The sequence below is a fragment of the Streptomyces sp. NPDC001914 genome (assembly GCF_042891215.1).
GTDB lineage: Bacteria > Actinomycetota > Actinomycetes > Streptomycetales > Streptomycetaceae > Streptomyces.
In genome coordinates, this window is sequence record NZ_JBIASW010000017.1 from 171,659 (window position 1) to 190,969 (window position 19,311).

Sequence of the window (19,311 nt, forward strand, 5' to 3'; positions counted from 1 at the left end):
CCCGGCACCACCACGGTGCCGGGCCCCTCTCCGTCACGGGACGCCCGTTCAGTGCGCCTCGTCGTCCTCGTGCATGTCGGCCGCCTCGACCTCTTCACGGGTGACGCCCAGCAGATAGAGGACCGTGTCGAGGAACGGGAAGTTCACCGCGGTGTGCGCGGCCTGCCGTACGACCGGCTTCGCGTTGAACGCGACTCCGAGGCCGGCGGCGTTGAGCATGTCGAGGTCGTTGGCCCCGTCGCCGATCGCCACGGTCTGGCCCAGCGGGATCTCGGCCTCGGCGGCGAACCGGCGCAGCAGCCGCGCCTTGCCCGCCCGGTCCACGATCTCGCCGGTGACCCGGCCGGTCAGCTTCCCGTCGACGATCTCCAGCGTGTTGGCCTGGGCGAAGTCGAGCCCGAGCCGCTCCTTCAGATCGTCGGTGACCTGAGTGAACCCGCCGGAGACGACACCGACTTGGAAGCCGAGCCGCTTCAGCGTACGGATCAGGGTCCGCGCGCCCGGCGTCAGCCGCACCTCCTCGCGCACCTTCTGCACCACCGACGCGTCCAGCCCTGCGAGGAGCGCCACGCGCGCGTGCAGCGACTGCTCGAAGTCCAGCTCACCGCGCATCGCGGCCGCCGTGACCTCGGCGACCTCGGCCTCGCACCCGGCGTGCGCGGCGAAGAGCTCGATCACCTCGTCCTGGATGAGCGTGGAGTCCACGTCCATCACGACGAGACGCTGGGCCCGCCGGTGCAGGCCCGCGGCGACGACCGCGATGTCGACACCGAGTGCCGACGCCTCGGTCACCAGCGCGGTGCGCAGTTCCTCGGTCTCCGTGCCGGACACCGCGAACTCGACGGCGGTCACGGGGTACTTGGCCAGCCGGAAGATACGGTCGATGTTGCCGCCGGTCTTCGTGATCCGTGCGGCGATGGCGGCCGTCGACTCCGCGGTGAGCGGATGTCCGAGCACCGTGACCAGCGAACGGCCCAGGCCGCGAGGGCGGTTGTCGCCGAGGCCGGAGATGATCTCCGCCTGCATCTTCATCGACTCCGCCCAGCTGTGGACGGTCGACCGGAGGTCGCCTTCGAGGCCTGCGGGCGGCTCGGTCACGAGCGCGCACAGCACGATCCGGCCCCGGGTGACGACCTGCTCGATGTCGACCACGTCGACGGAGTAGGCGGCGAGGGTGTCGAAGAGTCCGGCGGTGATGCCCGGCCGGTCCTTGCCGAAGATCTTGACAAGAAGAGTGGGCACATCAGGGGTATGTGAAGCGCTCATGGTATTTCCCACCGTATCCGGCACCCAGTGCCTCCCGCCCGCCCGGTCCGCCTAGCGGACACGGAACACTGGATGACACCCCGGCGCCCCTCAAGTGACCATCACCCCCCACCCCCGGGGCCACCCCCTCACCTCACCGGTACCCCCACCCCCAAAACCGTCCTTCGCCCCCTCCGCCCCTACCCGTCCCACCCTGGGGCTCCGCCCAGCCCCCGCTCCTCAATCGCCGGAGGGGCTGAAACTTGCCCCGCACCCGAAGGGCGGACCGGAGAGAGGGCCACCCCTGGGGCTCCGCCCCGGACCCCGCTCCTCAAACGCCGGAGGGGCTGAACTTTTGCCGGCCGGGGCTGAACAAGGCACGCGCACCCGCAGCCGGGATCCAGCGGCGTGGCCCGGACGGGCCACCACGACGCATCCGCACCCGGCGACGCATGGAGGGGGCCGGGCGGGCCACCACGGCGTAGCCGCAGTCGGAATGCGGCGTGAGGGGACGTGTCGGTACATCGATGGCCGTCGCCACTAACGGTCACTTCTCTGCCCGACAGCGGCGGCCTGATGCACCGGCGCGGCCCCGACCCACCCACCGGACCGGAACCGCGACGGCCGGGACAGCGAACCCTCAGCGCCGAGGCCGACGCGGAGGAGGCGGTCCCTCGTCCGGTGAGGGCGGAACCGGCGGCGGGGGAGGAGGCAGCGGCGGCGGCCCGTCCGGCCTCCGCTTCGACGACGGCCCGACCGGCCCGACCATGGTGGGCGCCCCGTACACGTCCCCCACCCCCGAATCCCTCGCCCCCCGATCCTCCGGCTCCCGCAACTCGTCCGGCACCCTCAGATACGGATTGGTGTCAGGGTTCGGCGCCCGATAAGACCCCCGAGGCCGATACGGCCCGGCCTCCGCACCGTCACCAGCTCCCACAACGTCCCCGGCCCCCCACCCCACCCCGGGAACCCCGACACCCTCAGCACCCGCGCCCGCACCTACCCTCGCCCCCGCAGCGCCCCCCGCAACCCCCCGCCCCGCAGCCCCACAAACCCAAGCCAGCAACGCCCCCACACCCCCGGCCCCCACCCCCCAAAGAGCCCCCAGCACCAACGCCACCCCCAACCGCCCCCGCAGCTCGACCCCCGCCCCGAACGCGTCGAACCCGAACACGGACAGGGACGCGTCCACCGACACCTCCGTCAGCCACGCGAGCAGCGGCAGCGCCAGCGCGGTCACGACCCCCAGCCGAAGTGCGCAGCGCCCGACGAACCGCAGCGCACCGTCCCCCCGTACGAATGGCGTACGCGCAGCCGTCAGGACACCCGCGTACAGCATCATCAGGGCGACCGCGAGCGCCAACAGCCATACGCGCCCGTCGAGTTCGGCGAGCCTCCCGAGGGTGACGGGCCGCGACGCGTCGGCGCTCAGCAGCTCGTCGAGGGGGTCGGGCAACAGCTTGGCGAGCTCGCCGGTGGCCTTCCCGTCCACGGGGACGAAGAGCCCGATGGGGATGCCGAGCCACACACCGTTGGGCGCGCCGAGCAGCGCCGCTCCCGCGATCCGCTTCGGATGGTCGTCGCCGATCGCCGCGTACGCGGCCGCCGCGAGCCCGGCGAGGACGGCGACGAGCAGGACGGTGACGAGCGAGGAGACGGCCGGCCGCACCGCGCGGTGCACGGCGTCCCAGCCGCGCGGCAGCGGCGTACGCCGGGAGGCCAGCAGCGCGATCAGCAGGACCGAGGCGGCCCACGCGGTCCCGCCGAGCAGGGTCGGCGCGGTGTCGACGGAGAACCCCACGGCCGCCTTCGCCTCCACGAGGTCGCCGATCTTTCCGGGCAGGAGCCCGCCGAGGTCCCCGAGCCCGCCGGGGAGCTTGTCGGTGATGGAACCCAGCCCGCCGCCCCCGCCACCGCCCACGGCCTGGTCGAGCCCGAGCTTGTCGCCGTCGATCGTGATGACGTCGTGTCCGGCCCAGGCGAGCCCGCCGAGGGTCGCCACGAACAGGACGACCACCGAGCCCGCCCGCGCCAGGAGTTCGGCGGGCGTGATGGCAACTCCCGCCCCGCGCAAGGAGCGCAGGAAGAACCACGACAGCAGCAGGGCACCGACCAGGCCGACGCCGAGCGGCGTGATCTGGATGGCTGTGTGCGCCTGCGCACCCTCCAGCCCGAAGGCGGAGACGTTCCCGGACGGCGTCACCGCGCCGCCCGCTCCGAGAGCCACCATCGCGGCGGTCATCGGGCCGAGCGAGGCCGCCGCGTCCGCCCCGAGCAGATGCAGACCGAGCGCGGCGGTGCCGGCCATCCCGATCAGCGCCCAGCTCACGGAGGCGATCGCCGACAGCAGCACGTCCCCCCACGGCACACTTCCGCCGGTCCTGCCCTTCCCTCCGCTCCCGCCGCTCCCGCCCTTCTCGCCGCTCCCGCCGTGGTGCGTGGTCCCGATGCCCATCGCCAGACCCCCCGATCAGCGCCGCGGTGATCCCGCGCATGTCCCCCTCGTGTGGGATTACCACTCTCCGGGCCGGTTTCAACCCCGTCAACGGATCCGGGCAACCCACCCGTCACCAACGTTCACAAGGCCCGACTTTCGGTCAGGGGGCCTGAACTGAAATAGTTCCCCACGATGTTCGACATCCCTAGACTCCCTGTGATGGGGGTAACTCGGGGGACAACTCAGTGGGGCTGGAGTGCCGGAACTCGTACTGGAATTGAATGGACGGACCTGGACGCTCGACGCGTCCAGGCCTCACACCCTCGGACGTGATCCGCAGGGGGACATCGTGCTCGAGGACGCCAGGGTCTCCTGGCGCCACGCCACGATCAGCTGGAACGGCCGCAGTTGGGTCATCGACGACCACGGGAGCACCAACGGCACGTTCGTACAGGGGCAGCGGATCCACCAGTTGGAGATCGGCCCCGGTTCGGCCGTGTACCTCGGCAACGCGACCGACGGTCCGCGGCTGAGCGTGTCCGGTGCCGCGGCGCCGGTGGCGCAGCAGCCGTTCGCGGCGCAGGGCGCCGGCCCCGGCTGGGCTCAGCAGCCGACGCCGCAGGGGTCGCAGGCCCCGCAGAACGCGCAGCAGGCGGGGGGCATCCCGCAGCAGCAGGGACCCGGCGGTGGCGCGGGGGCGCCGCCGGTCTACGGCGACCGCAGCCCGACGACGTTCCACCAGTTCTCGCTGGGCCGTGTGATGCGCATCGGCCGCGCGCTGGAGAACGAACTGGTGGTCTCCGACCTCCAGGTCTCGCGCCACCACGCCGAGTTCCACGCGACGCCGGACGGCCGCTTCGAGATCCGTGATCTCGGCTCGCACAACGGCACGTACGTCAACGGTATGCCGATCGCCAAGGGCGGCTCCGCGCTGCTCGGCCCGAACGACATCGTCGGCGTCGGCCACTCGACGTTCCGGCTGGTCGGCGACCGGCTCGAGGAGTTCGTCGACACCGGTGAGGTCTCCTTCTCGGCCCGCCACCTGACGGTCACCGTCGACGGCGGCAAGCAGATCCTCAAGGACGTCTCCTTCGGCGTTCCCGAGAAGTCGCTCGTCGCGGTCATCGGCCCGTCGGGTTCCGGCAAGTCGACGCTCCTGAAGGCGCTCACGGGCTACCGCCCCGCCAACCAGGGTGACGTCCTCTACGACAACCGGAACCTGTACAAGCAGTTCGCCGAGCTGCGTCAGCGCATCGGTCTGGTCCCGCAGGACGACATCCTGCACAAGGAGCTGACCGTCAAGAAGGCCCTCAAGTACGCGGCCAAGCTGCGCTTCCCCGCCGACACCACGGGCGAGGAGCGCGAGGCGCGCATAGACGAGGTGCTGCGCGAGCTGAAGCTGGACATCCACAAGGAGAAGAAGGTCACCTCGCTCTCCGGTGGCCAGCGCAAGCGCGTCTCGGTGGCTCTGGAGCTGCTCACCAAGCCGTCGCTGATCTTCCTGGACGAGCCGACCTCCGGCCTCGACCCGGGCATGGACCGCGATGTCATGCAGCTCCTGCGCGGCCTCGCCGACGACGGCCGTACGGTCCTCGTCGTCACGCACTCCGTGGCGGAGCTCGCGATCTGCGACAAGCTGCTCGTGATGGCGCCGGGCGGTGCCGTCGCCTACTTCGGTCCGCCGGAGGAGGCGCTGAACTTCTTCGGCTACGAGACCTGGGCCGACGTGTTCTCCGCGTTCGAGAACTACCGCGACTACGACTGGGCGGGCCGCTGGAAGGGTTCGCAGCACTACCAGATGTACGCGGCGGACATCGACGCGATCGCGCCGCAGTCCGTGCAGATGCCGCCGATGCAGGCGATGAAGCCGCCGAAGCCGCAGGGCTGGATGCCGCAGTTCATCACCCTGGTGCGCCGGTACGTCTCGGTGATCGCGTCGGACAAGGGCTTCCTGGCCCTGTCGGTGATCCTGCCGGTCGTCCTCGGCTCGGTGAGCCTGCTCATCGACTCCGGCAACAGCCTGCTGCCGAACCCGGTGAACCCCAAGACCGGGCGGATCATCCCGAACGGCACGGCCACCACGGTCCTGCTGATCCTCGCGGTCGGCGCCTGCTTCGCGGGTGCGGCGAACTCCGTCCGTGAACTGATCAAGGAACGGGTCATCTACGAGCGGGAGCGCGCCACCGGCCTGTCCCGCTCGGCGTACCTGATGTCCAAGGTGTTCGTGCTCGGCCTGGTCACCGTGATCCAGGGGCTGCTGGTCGGTGTCATCGGCTTCTCCAGCCGGGAGATCCCGACGGAGGGCCTGATCCTGAAGAGCGCTCCGATGGTGGAGCTGTGCCTGCCCATCATGGCGCTCGGTTTCACCTCGATGATGTTCGGCCTGATCATCTCCTCGCTGGTGAAGACGGCCGAGAAGACCATGCCGCTGCTGGTCATGTTCGCGATCATCCAGGTGGTGTTCACGGGCTGTCTGTTCGCCCTGGGCGGCTCGATCGGCGTCAACGAGTTCTCGTACCTGATGCCGTCCCGCTGGGCGGTCGGTGCCGCGGGTGCCACGCTGGACTTCAACAAGATCAGCCCGCCCGCGGACGGCGGCGACAACGATCCGTTGTGGGAGCACACCGCCGGGGCCTGGGGAATGGACATGATCGCCCTGATCGCCCTCGGTGTGGTCTGCGGCTTCTTCGTGGCCCGCTTCCTGCGCCGCCACGAGCCCGAGGTCATGCGCAAGTAGACGCCCGGGAACGGCGCGAGGGCGGCACCCCTGACCGGGGTGCCGCCCTTCGGCGTCTGTGTGGGGACTCCGCGCCGAGTCCTCAGTACGCGCTGTTGACGTTGTCCATGGAACCGTACTTGTCGGCGGCGTAGTTGCAGGCGGCGGTGATGTTGGCGACCGGGTCGTAGATGTTCCACGAGGTACCGGCCACGTGGTACGCCTTGAACGTCGGCGGGATGACCTGGAGCAGGCCCTTCGACGGGATGCCGTTGATGGCGTTGATGTCCCAGTCGTTGATGGCCATCGGGTTGCCCGAGGACTCACGCATGATGTTCTTGTGCAGCCCCTGGTAGGTGCCGGGGATGCCCTTCTTCTTCATGATGTCGAGGGACTCGCGGATCCAGCCGTCGAGGTTGTTGGCGTACGTCTTCGCGGAGACGGTCTGCATCTTGATGCGCTGCGTGGAACGGCTCGCGGCGGAGGCCTTGGCGCGGTCCGCGGCGGCCTTCTTCGCTGCCGCCTTCTTCGCGGCCGCCTTCTTCTTCGCGGCGGCCTCGGCGGCGGCCTTCTTCTTGGCGGCCGCAGCGTCGGCGGCCTTCTTCTTCGCCGCCGCGGCGGAGTCCGCGGCCTTGTGCTTGGCCTCGATGGCCTTCGCCGTCTGGGCGGCGGTGCTCGTGCCGGCCACGCCGGACTCGACACCCTTGATCTGCGTGCCGCTGTAGGCGACGGGCGCGGTGGAGGTGGCGGCGTCGTTCGTGGTCGTGCTGCCGTGGTCCGGGACCAGGGTGAACGCGAGGGTGGCGGCACCGAGGGTGGCCACACCGGCGATCGAAAGCTTGTGGAGCTTGGTCAGCTTCGGACTATGACGGCGAGCGGCAATGTTCTTGGGCATGACTGAAGACCTCTTCGAATAGCGCGGAGGTCGCTCTGCGTCCCGGTCGGGACTGTGTTTCCGGAACAAACGCCCCGGGGGGAACCCGAGGCGCTGAGCGACATGAGCAATTCTTAGCGGCCGCAAAATGCCCTGGCAAAGGTGTGACCTACGAAGCCGGGTAGTGGACGCAGATGGGACAAATTGGGGCAGACAGGCACGTCTTCCCTGTTCACCTTGTCCCTTTTATCTCCTATGTTCCTTCGTACGTGACCTGGACCCTATGCGAGGGCTCACAGGGGTCCTCGATCATTCTGACGCGGAGTTGCTGGAGCAATGCTCAGAGTGAGGCGCGTTTCCGGGGAGGATGAGGTGCACGTCCCCGAACTCGTGCCACAGGTAGCGCCCGTGCAGCGCCTCGTCGTAGGCACGGTCGATCGCCGCCCCTCCCGCGATCGCCTCCAGCATCAGCAGATGCGAGGCCTCCGGCTCGTGCAGCCCGGTCAGCAGCCCGTCGACGGCCCGCACACCCCGCTCCGGGGTCACCACGAGACCGGTCCACCCCTTCGCCGCCCGGACCAGTCCGTCCTCACCGGTCGCGGACTCCACCGCCCGCACCGCCGTCGTACCGACCGCGACGATCCGCCCTCCGCCGGCCCGCGCGGCGTTGATCAGCCGGGCCGACACCGCCGGAACCTCGGACCGCTCCGGATACGGCGGCTCGTGCGACTCCGCCGAGGCGACCCCCGTGTGCAGGGTGACCGGCGCGAACTGCACACCCCGGCTCACCAGCTCCGCCACCAGACGCGCCGTGAAGGGGCGCGCGGCGCTCGGCATCTCCGCGCTCCCCGCCCCGTCGCCCGACGGCAGCGCGAAGACCGTCTGGTAGACGGACAGCGGCTGGTCCCGGTCCGTGTAGGAGTAGCGGATGGGCCGCCCGTACCGTCGCAGCAGCCCCAGTACGTCCGTGTCCGGCACCCGCCCCCACCACAGCCGCCGCCCCCGCGCGGTCAGCGGCTCCTCCAGGACGAGACGTGCGTCCCCGGGCAGGCCCACCTCTGTCCCCGCGGGCCCGCCCGCACGCGCGCGCGTGGTTCCACGGCCGTCGGGATCGCGCAGCTCGACAGCCCACCTCCCGTCGTCACCGCGGGTGGAGAAGTGCACCACCACGCGCGCGTGCCCGATCCGCCCGTCCACCGCCGCCGCCAGCGTGGCCGAGGTGTTGACGACCAGCAGATCCCCGGCCCTCAGCAACCGCGGCAGCTCCGCGAACGCGTGGTGCGACACCTCGGTGCCGTGCGAGACCAGCAGCCGTACGGAATCCCGGTCGAGGCCGGGACCGCGCTGCTCCGCGGGCACCCGCGCCGACAGCTCCTGCGGAACGCTTCCCCATTCCCGGCCGCGCCCGGCCCGAGAGACCCCCGCCACCGTCGTCACCGCTCCTCCAGCAGGTCCGAAGCCGTGTAGCGCCCACTGGCCGGCCGCTCGTCGAGCAGCCGCAGGAAGGCCGGAACCACATGCTCCGGCGCCGGCCGCGGATCACCGTCGTCCGGTACGGCCGCCGCGTACAGGTCCGTCCCCATGTCCCCCGGGTCCACCGCCCACACCCGCAGACCCGGCTCCTCCTCGCCGAGCACCGCCGAGAGATGGTCCAGCGCGGCCTTCGAGGCCCCGTAGCCGCCCCACGTCTCGTACGCCTGCACCGCGGCGTCCGAGCTGACGGCGACGACCGCGCCCGCCCCGGACGCCCTCAGCAGGGGCAGCGCCTCCCGCACCAGACCCAGCGCGGCGACCACATTGACCTCCAGGGCCCGCCGCAGCCCGTCCGGATCCAGCTCCTCCAGGCGCACCAGCGGCTCCGCGCCCAGCGCGCTCGCGTTGTTCACGAGCAGGTCGACACCGCCCAGCTTCCGGGCCGCCGCCACCAGCCCGGCACGGTGACCGGCGTCCGTCACGTCCCCGGGCAGTGCCTCCACCCGCGTCCCGTAGGCCGAGAGCGCCCGCGCGGTCTCCTCCAGCACCCCGGCCGTCCTGGCGTCGAGCACCAGATCCCAGCCACGCCCGGCCAGAGCCGCGCCGAGCGCCCTCCCCAGCCCCTTCGACGCCCCTGTGATGATCGCTACCGGCATGACAACCGTCCCCTCGTCCGGACCGCCTTCCCGGCGGCTGCCCTCACGGTAGGAACGCGGCCCGCCCGGGCGCCTCGGACGCGGGCCGCAATGATCAGGGGCCCTTCGGCCTAGGACCGATGGCCCGGTCGGCGAGGCCCGCGGCCCGATACGCGCCGTCACACCCCGCCGGTAGTTTGGGGTCATGAGTCACGGACCCCGGTCGGGCCTGTACGCGGTGAGCTCCGCGCTGCTGGCCATGAGCAGGCATCTCGAAGTGCGCGACGTCCTCAAGACGATCGTCGCTTCGGCCCGCGAACTGCTCGACGCGCAGTACGCGGCGCTGGGCGTGCCCGACGACCACGGCGGCTTCGCCCAGTTCGTCGTCGACGGGGTCAGCGACGCGCAGTGGAAGGCCATCGGACCGCTCCCGCGCCAGCACGGCATCCTCGCCGCGATGCTGCGCGAGGCCCGCCCCGAGCGCCTGGCCGACGTGCGCAAGGACCCCCGCTTCGAGGGCTGGCCCGCGGCCCACCCCGACATGTCCGACTTCCTGGGTCTGCCGATCCGCGACGGCGAAGAGATCATCGGCGCGCTCTTCCTCGCGAACAAGCTGCGGCCCGAGGGCCAGGCGCCGTGTGCCGGGCCGGACGGCCGCTGCGGCTTCACCGAGGACGACGAGGAACTCCTCACCATCCTGGCCCAGCACGCGGCGATCGCCCTGACCAACGCCCGGCTCTACGAACGCAGCCGCGAGCTCACCATCGCCGAGGAGCGCTCCCGGCTCGCGCACGAACTGCACGACGCCGTCAGCCAGAAGCTGTTCTCCCTGCGCCTGACCGCGCAGGCCGCCGCCACTCTCGTCGACCGCGATCCGTCCCGCGCCAAGGGCGAACTCCAGCAGGTGGCCGCGCTCGCCGCGGAGGCCACCGAGGAACTGCGCGCCGCCGTCGTCGAGTTGCGTCCCGCGGCCCTCGACGAGGACGGCCTCGTCGCCACCCTGCGCACCCAGATCCAGGTCCTCGACCGCGCCCACTCCGCGCGCGTGACCTTCGCCAGCCATGGTGTACGGGCGCTGCCCGCCTCCCAGGAGGAGGCCTTGCTCAGGGTCTCCCAGGAGGCCCTGCACAACGCGCTGCGGCACTCCGGCGCCGCCCGCGTCGACGTCACCCTGGACCGGCGCGGACCCGGCGCCGTCCTGCACGTCCGCGACGACGGCAGCGGCTTCGACCCCCACGCGATACGCAGCGCCGGCCGCCATCTCGGCCTGGTGTCCATGCGGGACAGGGCGAGCGGGGTCGGCGGCACACTCACCGTGGAATCGGCGCCCGGGGCGGGCACCGTGATCGAGATGGAGGTCCCTGGTGGCTGACGCAATCAAGGTGCTGCTCGTCGACGACCACCAGGTCGTCCGCCGGGGGCTGCGCACGTTCCTCGAAGTGCAGGACGACATCGAGGTCGTCGGCGAGGCGTCCGACGGATCCGAAGGTGTCGCCCGCGCCGAGGAATTGAAGCCGGACGTCGTCCTCATGGACGTCAAGATGCCGGGGATGGACGGCATCGACGCGCTGAGAAAGCTCCGCGACCTCGCCAACCCCGCCCGGGTGCTGATCGTCACCAGCTTCACCGAGCAGCGCACGGTGGTGCCGGCCCTGCGCGCGGGCGCCGCCGGGTACGTGTACAAGGACGTGGACCCCGACGCGCTGGCCGGAGCCATCCGCTCGGTCCACGCGGGACACGTCGTCCTGCAACCCGAGGTCGCGAACGTCCTGTTGTCCCAGGAGGAGGTGAACTCAGGCCAGGGGAGAGGTGTTTCGCTCACCGAACGGGAGCGGGAGGTGCTCGGCCTGATCGCGGACGGCCGCTCCAACCGGGAGATCGCCCGCGCCCTCGTCCTCTCCGAGAAGACGGTCAAGACCCACGTCTCGAACATCCTGATGAAACTCGACCTCGCCGACCGCACCCAGGCGGCCCTCTGGGCGGTCCGGCACGGGATCGCGGACTGATCGTCAACTCGGAGGACACCGCTCCGGGATGAGATTCATACCGTCGGGTGTATGTCACCCGGATGGCGCATCCTCCGTGGGGCCCGGCCGTTCTCCAGTGCGCCGCGGCGGTCCGCCGCGGTGTTCGCTAGGAGGGGTTTCGCAAGTGAAGAACCTGAAGAAGTTCACGGCCGTCGCGATGGTGGCCGGCGGTCTGGTCGCGGCCGGCTCGGGCATGGCCTCGGCGGCGGACGGCGCGTCGGCGGCCGGCAAGGCCGTGGGCTCCCCGGGCGTCGTCTCCGGCAACCTCGTCCAGGCCCCTGTCGACGTGCCGGTGAACGTGGTCGGCAACAGCGTGAACGTCATCGGTGCCCTGAACCCGGCCTTCGGCAACCTCGGCCTCAACCGCTGAGGTCCCGCGCTGCGGCGACCTTGACCACCGGCCTTCCAGGGGTGCCCCTGGGGGGCCGGTCGGCTTGTCCGCTCATCCGCGGACTGAACCGGACGGGGCAATCGGTACCGCCTCCCCGTGCCGTCCCGGACTCGGCGGCGTTTCTCAGCGTACGACCCGCGGCAGGGTCGGATCCGTGAACGCAGGAGGAACACTTTCCATGAACATCGCCAAGAAGGCCGCCCTGGCCGTCACCGTCGCCGGTATCGCCGCGGGCGCTGGTGCCGGTGCCGCTGTCGCCGACTCGGGTGCCGAGGGTGCGGCCGCGAACTCGCCGGGCGTCGCCTCGGGCAACGTCGTCCAGGTGCCCGTCCACATCCCCGTCAACGTCGTGGGCAACACCGCCAACCTCGTCGGTCTCCTGAACCCGGCGTTCGGCAACACGGGCGTCAACGGCTGAGCCACCCCCACCGAAGGGGCCCCGCAAACGGAAACGTTTCGCGGGGCCCTTCCGCGTTCCCCCGGCGTATCCCCCACCCCGCCAACAACCTTCCTTCGCCCCCTCCGCCCCTACCCGTCCCGTACCTGGGGCTCCGCCCCAGACCCCGCTCCTCAATCGCCGGAGGGGCTGAACTTTTGTCGGCCGGGGCTGAAACTCACGCACGCGCACCTGCAGCCGGGATCCGGCGCAAGGGGCCGGCCGGGCCACCGCGATGCACCCGCAGCCGGGTACGCGCCGGAGGGGGCGTGCCGGTACATCGATGGCCGTCGCCACTAACGGTCACTTCTCTGCCCGACAGCGGCGGCCTGATGCACCGGCGCGGCCCCGACCCGCCCACCGGACCGGAACCGAGCGGAGCTCAGCGCGAGCCCCGCTCCCGTTCCTCCACGAACGCGTTGTACGCGGCCACCTGAGCCCGCCGCGCCGTCCGCTCCACCGGCCGCAGCGCCTCGGCCCGCGCCGCCATCTCGGACGCGCTCACCGCACCACCGTGCCCACTCTCGTACGCCACGGAAATCAGCATCCCGACCCGCTGAGCCAGCTCCAGCACCCGGACGGCGCGCGCCGGGTACCCGGGAGCCAGTACCTCGCGCCCCCGCTCCGACCGCGCCCGGTACGCGTCGATCGCCGCCGCAGCGACCGGCCCCGACCCCGCCACGTCCAGCCGAGACAACACCTCCGTCGCATCACGGAGCGCCTCCGCCAGCTCCCGCTCGGCCTCCCCGAGCGAGGGAACATCGGCCGGCGGCGCCTCCCGCACGGCCAGACAGTGCCAGACGACCTCGACATGCACATCCCCGGCGGGCCCGGCCTCGTACACCTCGGGCACGAGCCCCAGCGCGGCCCCGTGGCAGACCACGGCCTCCTCGGCCTCAAGGGCCCGCGCGTTGAACTCGGGCGGCCCGCTGAGCCCCAGCGGATGCCCCGGCGCGGGCAGCGCCACCCGCAGCCCGGTCACCTCGAGTCTGCGCAGCCGGCCGAGGGCGAGCGTCAGCCCGACGGTCCCCGACTCGCCGGGCAACCCCTCCACCCGGTGCACCGCGTCGTCCCCGACGACGGCGAGCACGGCGTCGTCCGGCGAAACAAGTCCGGCCAAAAGGGCATTTCCCCATGCGGCCAGCTGTCCTGAGCGTGGTTCGGAGAGCATGCCCCCACCCTAAGGACCGGCCGATGGGTCGGTGTGGCCGACCGGTGGCGTAGGTTTTCCCTGGGGGCTTCGTCCACAGACGAAAGCGACGACCAAGACTGCAATGGGAGACAACGCGCTCATGAGCGATGTACTGGAACTGGTGGACGTATCCGTGGTCCGCGAGGGCCGGGCTCTGGTGGACCAGGTCTCCTGGTCGGTCAAGGAGGGGGAGCGCTGGGTCATCCTCGGCCCCAACGGCGCCGGGAAGACGACCCTCCTGAACGTCGCCTCCAGCTACCTCTTCCCCAGCGCGGGCTCCGCCACGATCCTCGGCGAGACCCTCGGCAAGGTCGACGTCTTCGAGCTGCGCCCCCGCATCGGCATCGCCGGCATCGCGATGGCGGAGAAGCTCCCCAAGCGCCAGACGGTCCTCCAGACGGTCCTCACCGCCGCGTACGGCATGACCGCCGGCTGGCACGAGGACTACGAGGACATCGACGAGCAGCGCGCCCGCGCCTTCCTCGACCGCCTCGGCATGAGCGACTACCTGGACCGCAGGTTCGGCACCCTCTCCGAGGGCGAGCGCAAGCGCACCCTCATCGCCCGCGCCCTGATGACCGACCCCGAGCTGCTGCTCCTCGACGAGCCCGCGGCCGGCCTCGACCTCGGCGGCCGCGAGGACCTCGTGCGCCGCCTCGGCCGGCTCGCCCGCGACCCGATCGCACCCTCCATGATCATGGTCACGCACCACGTCGAGGAGATCGCCCCCGGGTTCACCCACGTCCTGATGATCCGCCAGGGCAAGGTGCTCGCCGCCGGACCGCTGGAGCTCGAACTCACCTCGCGCAACCTCTCCCTCTGCTTCGGCCTCCCGCTCGTCGTCGAGCAGGTCGGCGAGCGCTGGACCGCGCAGGGCCTGCCGATGGTCTGAACCGCCCCGCTCTGCCGATGGTCTGAACCGCCCCGCTCTGCCGCGCGCCCCTCGACCGGCGTATCGGACGCGATCGTGCGCTCTGTCCGCCGAGGGGCCGCGGTCCTACCATGACCATGTGGACGACATCAACGCATGGGTGTGGTGGCTGATCGGTGCGGCCGGACTCGGCATCCCGCTCGTGGTGACCGCGATGCCGGAGTTCGGCATGCTGTCCGTGGGCGCCGTCGCCGGCGCGGTGGCCGCCGGTCTCGGCGGCGGTGTCGTCGTCCAGACGATCGTGTTCGTCGTCGTGTCGGTCGCCCTCATCGCCGTCGTGCGCCCCGTCGCGAAACGGCACCGTGCCCAGCGCCCCGAACTCGCCACGGGAATCGAGGCGTTGAAGGGCAAGCAGGCCATCGTCCTGGAGCGCGTGGACAGTTCGGGCGCCGGCCGTGTCAAGCTCGGCGGGGAGATCTGGTCCGCGCGCGCCCTCGACGGCGCCCAGGCCTACGAGGTGGGCCAGGAAGTGGATGTCGTGGACATCGACGGAGCCACGGCGATCGTCATGTGACCTCGTACAACGCAAGTGAACCGAACGCCCCACGTGGCAGACGACGTTCTGTCAGACTCGTCCAGCAAGATCTTCAACACCCATAAGATCTTTCGCAATTGCCGAGTGGAGAAGGGTACGGGGAGCATCGATGGAACCGATCATCATCGTCCTGATCATTCTGGTGGTGCTGGTCTTCATCGCCCTGATCAAGACCATCCAGGTCATCCCGCAGGCCAGCGCGGCCATCGTCGAGCGCTTCGGCCGCTACACGCGGACGCTGAACGCCGGACTGAACATCGTCGTCCCGTTCATAGACTCGATCCGCAACCGCATCGACCTGCGTGAACAGGTCGTGCCGTTCCCGCCGCAGCCGGTGATCACCCAGGACAACCTGGTCGTCAACATCGACACCGTCATCTACTACCAGGTCACCGACGCGCGGGCCGCGACGTACGAGGTCGCCAGCTACATCCAGGCGATCGAGCAGCTCACCGTCACCACACTGCGCAACATCATCGGCGGCATGGACCTGGAGCGGACCCTGACCTCCCGCGAGGAGATCAACGCGGCCCTGCGCGGCGTCCTGGACGAGGCCACCGGCAAGTGGGGCATCCGCGTCAACCGCGTCGAGCTGAAGGCGATCGAACCGCCCACCTCCATCCAGGACTCGATGGAGAAGCAGATGCGTGCCGACCGTGACAAGCGCGCCGCGATCCTCACCGCGGAGGGCATCCGGCAGTCCCAGATCCTCACCGCCGAGGGCGAGAAGCAGTCCGCGATCCTGCGCGCCGAGGGTGAGGCCAAGGCGGCCGCGCTGCGCGCCGAGGGTGAGGCCCAGGCCGTCCGTACGGTCTTCGAGGCCATCCACGCCGGAGACCCGGACCAGAAGCTCCTCTCGTACCAGTACCTCCAGATGCTCCCGAAGATCGCCGAGGGCGACGCCAACAAGCTCTGGATCGTGCCCAGCGAGATCGGCGACGCACTCAAGGGCCTCAGCGGGGCCATGGGCAACTTCGGCGGACTGGGCGGCGGTTCGGGCAACGGAGGCACCTCGGGAGGCTCCGGCGGGGGCGCCGAGCGCCGCGAGAAGCCGTCCATCACGGACTGACACCCTGGCGGTACGACGATGGGGCCCACCTCCCGCGGGAGGTGGGCCCCATCGTCGTACCGCCAGGGCTACGCGGCCGGCTGGGCCAGCCACTCCGGCAGCGCGTCGAAGTCGTCCTGCCCGAGCGCCAGCAGCATGGCGTCCGCGGGCGTCGGCTCGAACGGCTGCCGCAGCAAGGGCATCTGGGCCTGCTCCGGCGTACGGTCGGCCTTGCGGTGATTGTCCTCGGCGCAGGAGGCCACGGTGTTCAGCCAGGAGTCCTGACCACCCTGCGCCCGCGGTACGACGTGGTCCACGGTCGTGGCCCGGCGACCGCAGTAGGCGCACCGGTGCCGGTCGCGTACCAGCACACCCCGCCTCGACCACGGCGCTTGTCTTCGGAACGGCACCCGGACATAACGGCAGAGCCTGATCACCCGCGGCACGGGTATGTCCAGCGCGGCACCGCGCATGCGCAGTTCGGGGTGGGCCTGCTCGACGACGGCCTTGTCCTGCAGCACCAGAACAACAGCTCGGTTCAACGTCACTGTCGACAGCGGCTCGAAGCTCGCGTTCAGTACCAGCGTGTCCCGCATCCAGCCCACCTCCTTTGCGCACCGGCCCACCGACGGCGGGCTGGGATCAACTCTGGCCGGGCACGCCGAGATGGACAACGCAATAAAAAATGCCCGCCCCTGATCACTTCCATGACCAGAGGCGGGCAAACGTTCGGTGAACGTCAGTCTGCGGCGGGCGCCGCGTACTCACCGATCAACTGGGCGCGCGCCAGCGTGTGGAACCGCAGATTGAAGCCCACCACGGCGGGCGAGACGTCCGCGTCGGGGCCGAGCTTCTCCTGATCCACCGCGTACACCGTGAAGACGTACCGGTGCGCGGGATCCCCGGCCGGCGGCGCGGCGCCGCCGAAGTCCCGGGACCCGTAGTCGTTGCGCACCTGGACGGCACCGTCGGGAAGACCCTCGAACTTGCCGCTGCCCGCGCCCGTGGGCAGCTCCGTCACCGAGACCGGGATGTCGAACAGCACCCAGTGCCAGAATCCGCTGCCCGTAGGGGCGTCCGGATCGAAGCACGTCACGGCGAAGCTCTTCGTCTCCGGCGGAAAGCCCTCCCAGCTCAGCTGCGGCGAGGTGTTGCCCGCCGCGTGGACCTGCGCGTCCTTCAGCACCGCGCCCGGCGCGACGTCCTCGCTGGTGAGCGTGAACGACGGCACCTGCGGATGGAAGTCGTGCGGAAGCGGCGGCCTCTTGAGCTCGGTCACGTCAGTACCTCCTGGAAGGGCGGAATCCGTGCGTCGAGCCTAGAACCAGCTCCGCTTGCTGCCGACCTCCGACAGCCACTGGTTCAGGTATCCGGCCCAGTCGGTGCCGTGGAAGTCGTGCAGACCCACCTGGAACGAGCGGAACGAGTCGCTGCCCTCACTGAAGAGGCCCGGCTTCTTGTCCATCTCCAGGACGACGTCCATCGCGTTGTCGTCCGCGACGAAGCTCAGCTCCACCTGGTTCAGCCCGCGGTACTGCGACGGCGGGTAGAACTCGATCTCCTGGTAGAACGGCAGCCGCTGACGGGTGTTGCGGATGTGGCCGCGCTCCATGTCCGCGTTCTTGAAGCGGAAGCCGAGCTGGATGAAGGCGTCGAGAATCGCCTTCTGCGCCGGCAGCGGGTGCACGTTGATCGGGTCGAGGTCGCCCGAGTCGATGGCGCGGGCGATCTCCAGCTCCGTGGTCACGCCGATGTTCATGCCGCGCAGGCTCTGCCCGTCGATCATGGTGATCGGCGTCTCCCAAGGGATCTCCAGCCCGAACGGGACCGTGTGCACCGCGCCCGCCTGGAGCTGGAAGGCCCCGCCGAGGCGCAGCTTCGTGAACTCGATGTCCTGCTTGTACTCCTGGTCGTCGTGGCCCTCGACCTCGACCTTGGCCTGCAGTCCGACCGACAGACCCTCGATCGACTGGTCGACCGAACCACCCTGGATCCGCACCTCACCCTGGACGACGCCGCCCGGAACGGTGTTGGCCTCGGTCAGCACCGTCTCGACCGAAGCCCCACCGGCCCCCAAGCTCGCAAGCAGCCGCTTGAACCCCATGTCGTCACTTCCTCCCCAGGCAATGCCTGTTCGTCCTCTGCCTGTCTGGATCCTTTGATCCCTACAAACGCGATCCGGGCCCGACCGGTTCCGCGCCCTCACCCTTACAAGGGAGAGGACCGCTGACCACCCCGCGGGCACGTATCCGCCCGGACTCCTCCGAACGGCTCCGGACCCCACCGCACCGGTGAGGGCGGAGGGACTACGCTCGTACGCCATGATCGCGGCCCCTGACCGTACGCCCCTGACGCGGGACTTCTTCGACCGGCCCGTCCTGGACGTCGCCCCCGACCTACTGGGACGCCTCCTCGTACGCACCACCCCGGACGGCCCGATCGAGCTGCGCCTCACGGAGGTCGAGGCCTACGACGGCCCGAACGACCCCGGCTCACACGCCTACCGCGGCCGCACGGCCCGCAACGGCGTGATGTTCGGCCCGCCCGGCCATGTGTACGTCTACTTCACGTACGGCATGTGGCACTGCATGAATCTGGTGTGCGGTCCGGGGGGCAGACCCAGTGGGGTGCTGCTCCGGGCCGGCGAGGTCACCGAGGGGGTGGATCTCGCCCGTAAACGTCGACTCTCGGCCCGATACGACAAGGAACTGGCCAAAGGCCCGGCGCGCCTCGCGACGGCCCTGGGGGTGGACCGGTCGTTCGACGGAGTGGACGCCTGCGCCCCCGAGGGCTCACCCCTGACGATGCTGACGGGTGCCCCCGTCCCCTCCGACCAGGTACGCAACGGTCCGCGCACCGGAGTCTCCGGCGACGGAGGCGTCCACCCCTGGCGTTTCTGGATCGCCGACGATCCCACCGTGAGTCCTTATAGAGCGCACGCGCCCCGCCGCCGCTCAACTTGACGCGCCCCTGGGGGATCCGTAATGTAGCCCGAGCCGCTTGAACCGGTTACGGCGTTCAGCCAGCAGCCGAGAGCGGCCAACCCACTACCTACGACTTCCCCGCAGCGGGGGCTTATTCGGCGTGCCCGCACGTCCGAATTCGAACCCGCGGAACTCGATTATGAGTCGCCGAGGGAATCGGCTAACGTAGTGAATGTCGAAAGGCCGCGAAACGCGAAAGCGCTGAAAGGCCGGAAGACAAACCCGCTGACTGGGAGTCAGGCCCGAAAGGATCTGATAGAGTCGGAAACGCAAGACCGAAGGGAAGCGCCCGGAGGAAAGCCCGAGAGGGTGAGTACAAAGGAAGCGTCCGTTCCTTGAGAACTCAACAGCGTGCCAAAAATCAACGCCAGATATGTTGATACCCCG

General features: G+C 70.3%; 18 protein-coding genes. 9 read left to right on the forward strand and 9 right to left on the reverse strand.

Annotated elements, in window-relative coordinates; translation table 11 throughout:
• Positions 1–48: 48 nt before the first annotated feature.
• Positions 49–1,266 (reverse strand): phosphoserine phosphatase SerB, encoded by a 1,218-nt coding sequence (gene serB, locus ACFYYF_RS34645; protein ID WP_361685609.1) that lies wholly within the window; start codon positions 1,264–1,266, stop codon positions 49–51.
• A gap of 619 nt (positions 1,267–1,885) precedes the next feature.
• Positions 1,886–3,700, reverse strand: a complete 1,815-nt coding sequence (locus ACFYYF_RS34650; RefSeq protein ID WP_388781775.1) for a streptophobe family protein — start codon at positions 3,698–3,700, stop codon at positions 1,886–1,888.
• Between the two features lie 238 nt (positions 3,701–3,938).
• Here ACFYYF_RS34650 and ACFYYF_RS34655 point away from each other — a divergent pair, with 238 nt between their 5' ends.
• Entirely contained in the window at positions 3,939–6,419 is a 2,481-nt protein-coding gene (locus ACFYYF_RS34655) for an FHA domain-containing protein (protein WP_365495616.1), read from the forward strand.
• A gap of 82 nt (positions 6,420–6,501) precedes the next feature.
• On the opposite strand, the gene ACFYYF_RS34660 is transcribed toward ACFYYF_RS34655, so the two are convergent.
• The 3 genes from ACFYYF_RS34660 to ACFYYF_RS34670 form a co-directional block, all read right to left on the reverse strand.
• Positions 6,502–7,293, reverse strand: a complete 792-nt coding sequence (locus tag ACFYYF_RS34660) for a transglycosylase SLT domain-containing protein (RefSeq protein ID WP_361685603.1) — start codon at positions 7,291–7,293, stop codon at positions 6,502–6,504.
• A gap of 288 nt (positions 7,294–7,581) precedes the next feature.
• Entirely contained in the window at positions 7,582–8,700 is a 1,119-nt protein-coding gene (locus tag ACFYYF_RS34665) for an S-adenosylmethionine:tRNA ribosyltransferase-isomerase (protein WP_388781779.1), read from the reverse strand.
• A gap of 5 nt (positions 8,701–8,705) precedes the next feature.
• A complete protein-coding gene (locus ACFYYF_RS34670) occupies positions 8,706–9,401 on the reverse strand; it encodes an SDR family NAD(P)-dependent oxidoreductase (protein ID WP_388781781.1) in 696 nt (231 codons plus the stop codon).
• Positions 9,402–9,585: 184 nt separating this feature from the next.
• Here ACFYYF_RS34670 and ACFYYF_RS34675 point away from each other — a divergent pair, with 184 nt between their 5' ends.
• From ACFYYF_RS34675 to ACFYYF_RS34690, 4 genes are all read left to right on the forward strand, one after another.
• On the forward strand, positions 9,586–10,752 hold the full coding sequence (locus tag ACFYYF_RS34675) for a GAF domain-containing sensor histidine kinase (RefSeq protein ID WP_388781784.1): 1,167 nt from the start codon (positions 9,586–9,588) through the stop codon (positions 10,750–10,752).
• Positions 10,745–11,386 carry a response regulator gene (locus tag ACFYYF_RS34680; protein WP_388781786.1) on the forward strand — a complete coding sequence of 214 codons (642 nt, stop codon included), beginning with the start codon at positions 10,745–10,747 and terminating at the stop codon, positions 11,384–11,386. Before ACFYYF_RS34675 ends, ACFYYF_RS34680 begins: the two co-directional genes overlap by 8 nt.
• Before the next feature lie 145 nt (positions 11,387–11,531).
• Complete coding sequence (locus ACFYYF_RS34685) at positions 11,532–11,777, forward strand: chaplin (protein ID WP_361685592.1); 246 nt, start codon at positions 11,532–11,534, stop codon at positions 11,775–11,777.
• Positions 11,778–11,976: 199 nt separating this feature from the next.
• On the forward strand, positions 11,977–12,216 hold the full coding sequence (locus ACFYYF_RS34690) for a chaplin (protein ID WP_361685590.1): 240 nt from the start codon (positions 11,977–11,979) through the stop codon (positions 12,214–12,216).
• Between the two features lie 400 nt (positions 12,217–12,616).
• Here the strand turns inward: ACFYYF_RS34690 and ACFYYF_RS34695 are convergent, their stop codons facing one another.
• A complete protein-coding gene (locus ACFYYF_RS34695) occupies positions 12,617–13,405 on the reverse strand; it encodes a hypothetical protein (RefSeq protein ID WP_388781790.1) in 789 nt (262 codons plus the stop codon).
• Positions 13,406–13,526: 121 nt separating this feature from the next.
• Here ACFYYF_RS34695 and ACFYYF_RS34700 point away from each other — a divergent pair, with 121 nt between their 5' ends.
• From ACFYYF_RS34700 to ACFYYF_RS34710, 3 genes are all read left to right on the forward strand, one after another.
• The gene (locus tag ACFYYF_RS34700) at positions 13,527–14,318 is read left to right on the forward strand and encodes an ABC transporter ATP-binding protein (RefSeq protein WP_388781793.1); all 792 of its coding nucleotides are present in this window, start codon (positions 13,527–13,529) and stop codon (positions 14,316–14,318) included.
• A 118-nt stretch (positions 14,319–14,436) separates the two neighbouring features.
• Positions 14,437–14,871, forward strand: coding sequence for an NfeD family protein (locus ACFYYF_RS34705; protein ID WP_388781795.1), 435 nt, complete (start codon positions 14,437–14,439; stop codon positions 14,869–14,871).
• A gap of 130 nt (positions 14,872–15,001) precedes the next feature.
• Complete coding sequence (locus tag ACFYYF_RS34710; protein ID WP_365495589.1) at positions 15,002–15,961, forward strand: SPFH domain-containing protein; 960 nt, start codon at positions 15,002–15,004, stop codon at positions 15,959–15,961.
• Between the two features lie 68 nt (positions 15,962–16,029).
• Here the strand turns inward: ACFYYF_RS34710 and ACFYYF_RS34715 are convergent, their stop codons facing one another.
• The 3 genes from ACFYYF_RS34715 to ACFYYF_RS34725 form a co-directional block, all read right to left on the reverse strand.
• Positions 16,030–16,536 (reverse strand): HNH endonuclease, encoded by a 507-nt coding sequence (locus ACFYYF_RS34715; protein ID WP_261703218.1) that lies wholly within the window; start codon positions 16,534–16,536, stop codon positions 16,030–16,032.
• Positions 16,537–16,679: 143 nt separating this feature from the next.
• The gene (locus ACFYYF_RS34720; protein ID WP_388781799.1) at positions 16,680–17,219 is read right to left on the reverse strand and encodes a YbhB/YbcL family Raf kinase inhibitor-like protein; all 540 of its coding nucleotides are present in this window, start codon (positions 17,217–17,219) and stop codon (positions 16,680–16,682) included.
• Between the two features lie 39 nt (positions 17,220–17,258).
• Complete coding sequence (locus ACFYYF_RS34725; protein ID WP_365495582.1) at positions 17,259–18,044, reverse strand: sporulation protein; 786 nt, start codon at positions 18,042–18,044, stop codon at positions 17,259–17,261.
• Between the two features lie 217 nt (positions 18,045–18,261).
• On the opposite strand from ACFYYF_RS34725, the gene ACFYYF_RS34730 reads away from it, so the two are divergent.
• On the forward strand, positions 18,262–18,903 hold the full coding sequence (locus ACFYYF_RS34730) for a DNA-3-methyladenine glycosylase (protein ID WP_388781803.1): 642 nt from the start codon (positions 18,262–18,264) through the stop codon (positions 18,901–18,903).
• Positions 18,904–19,311: the final 408 nt, after the last annotated feature.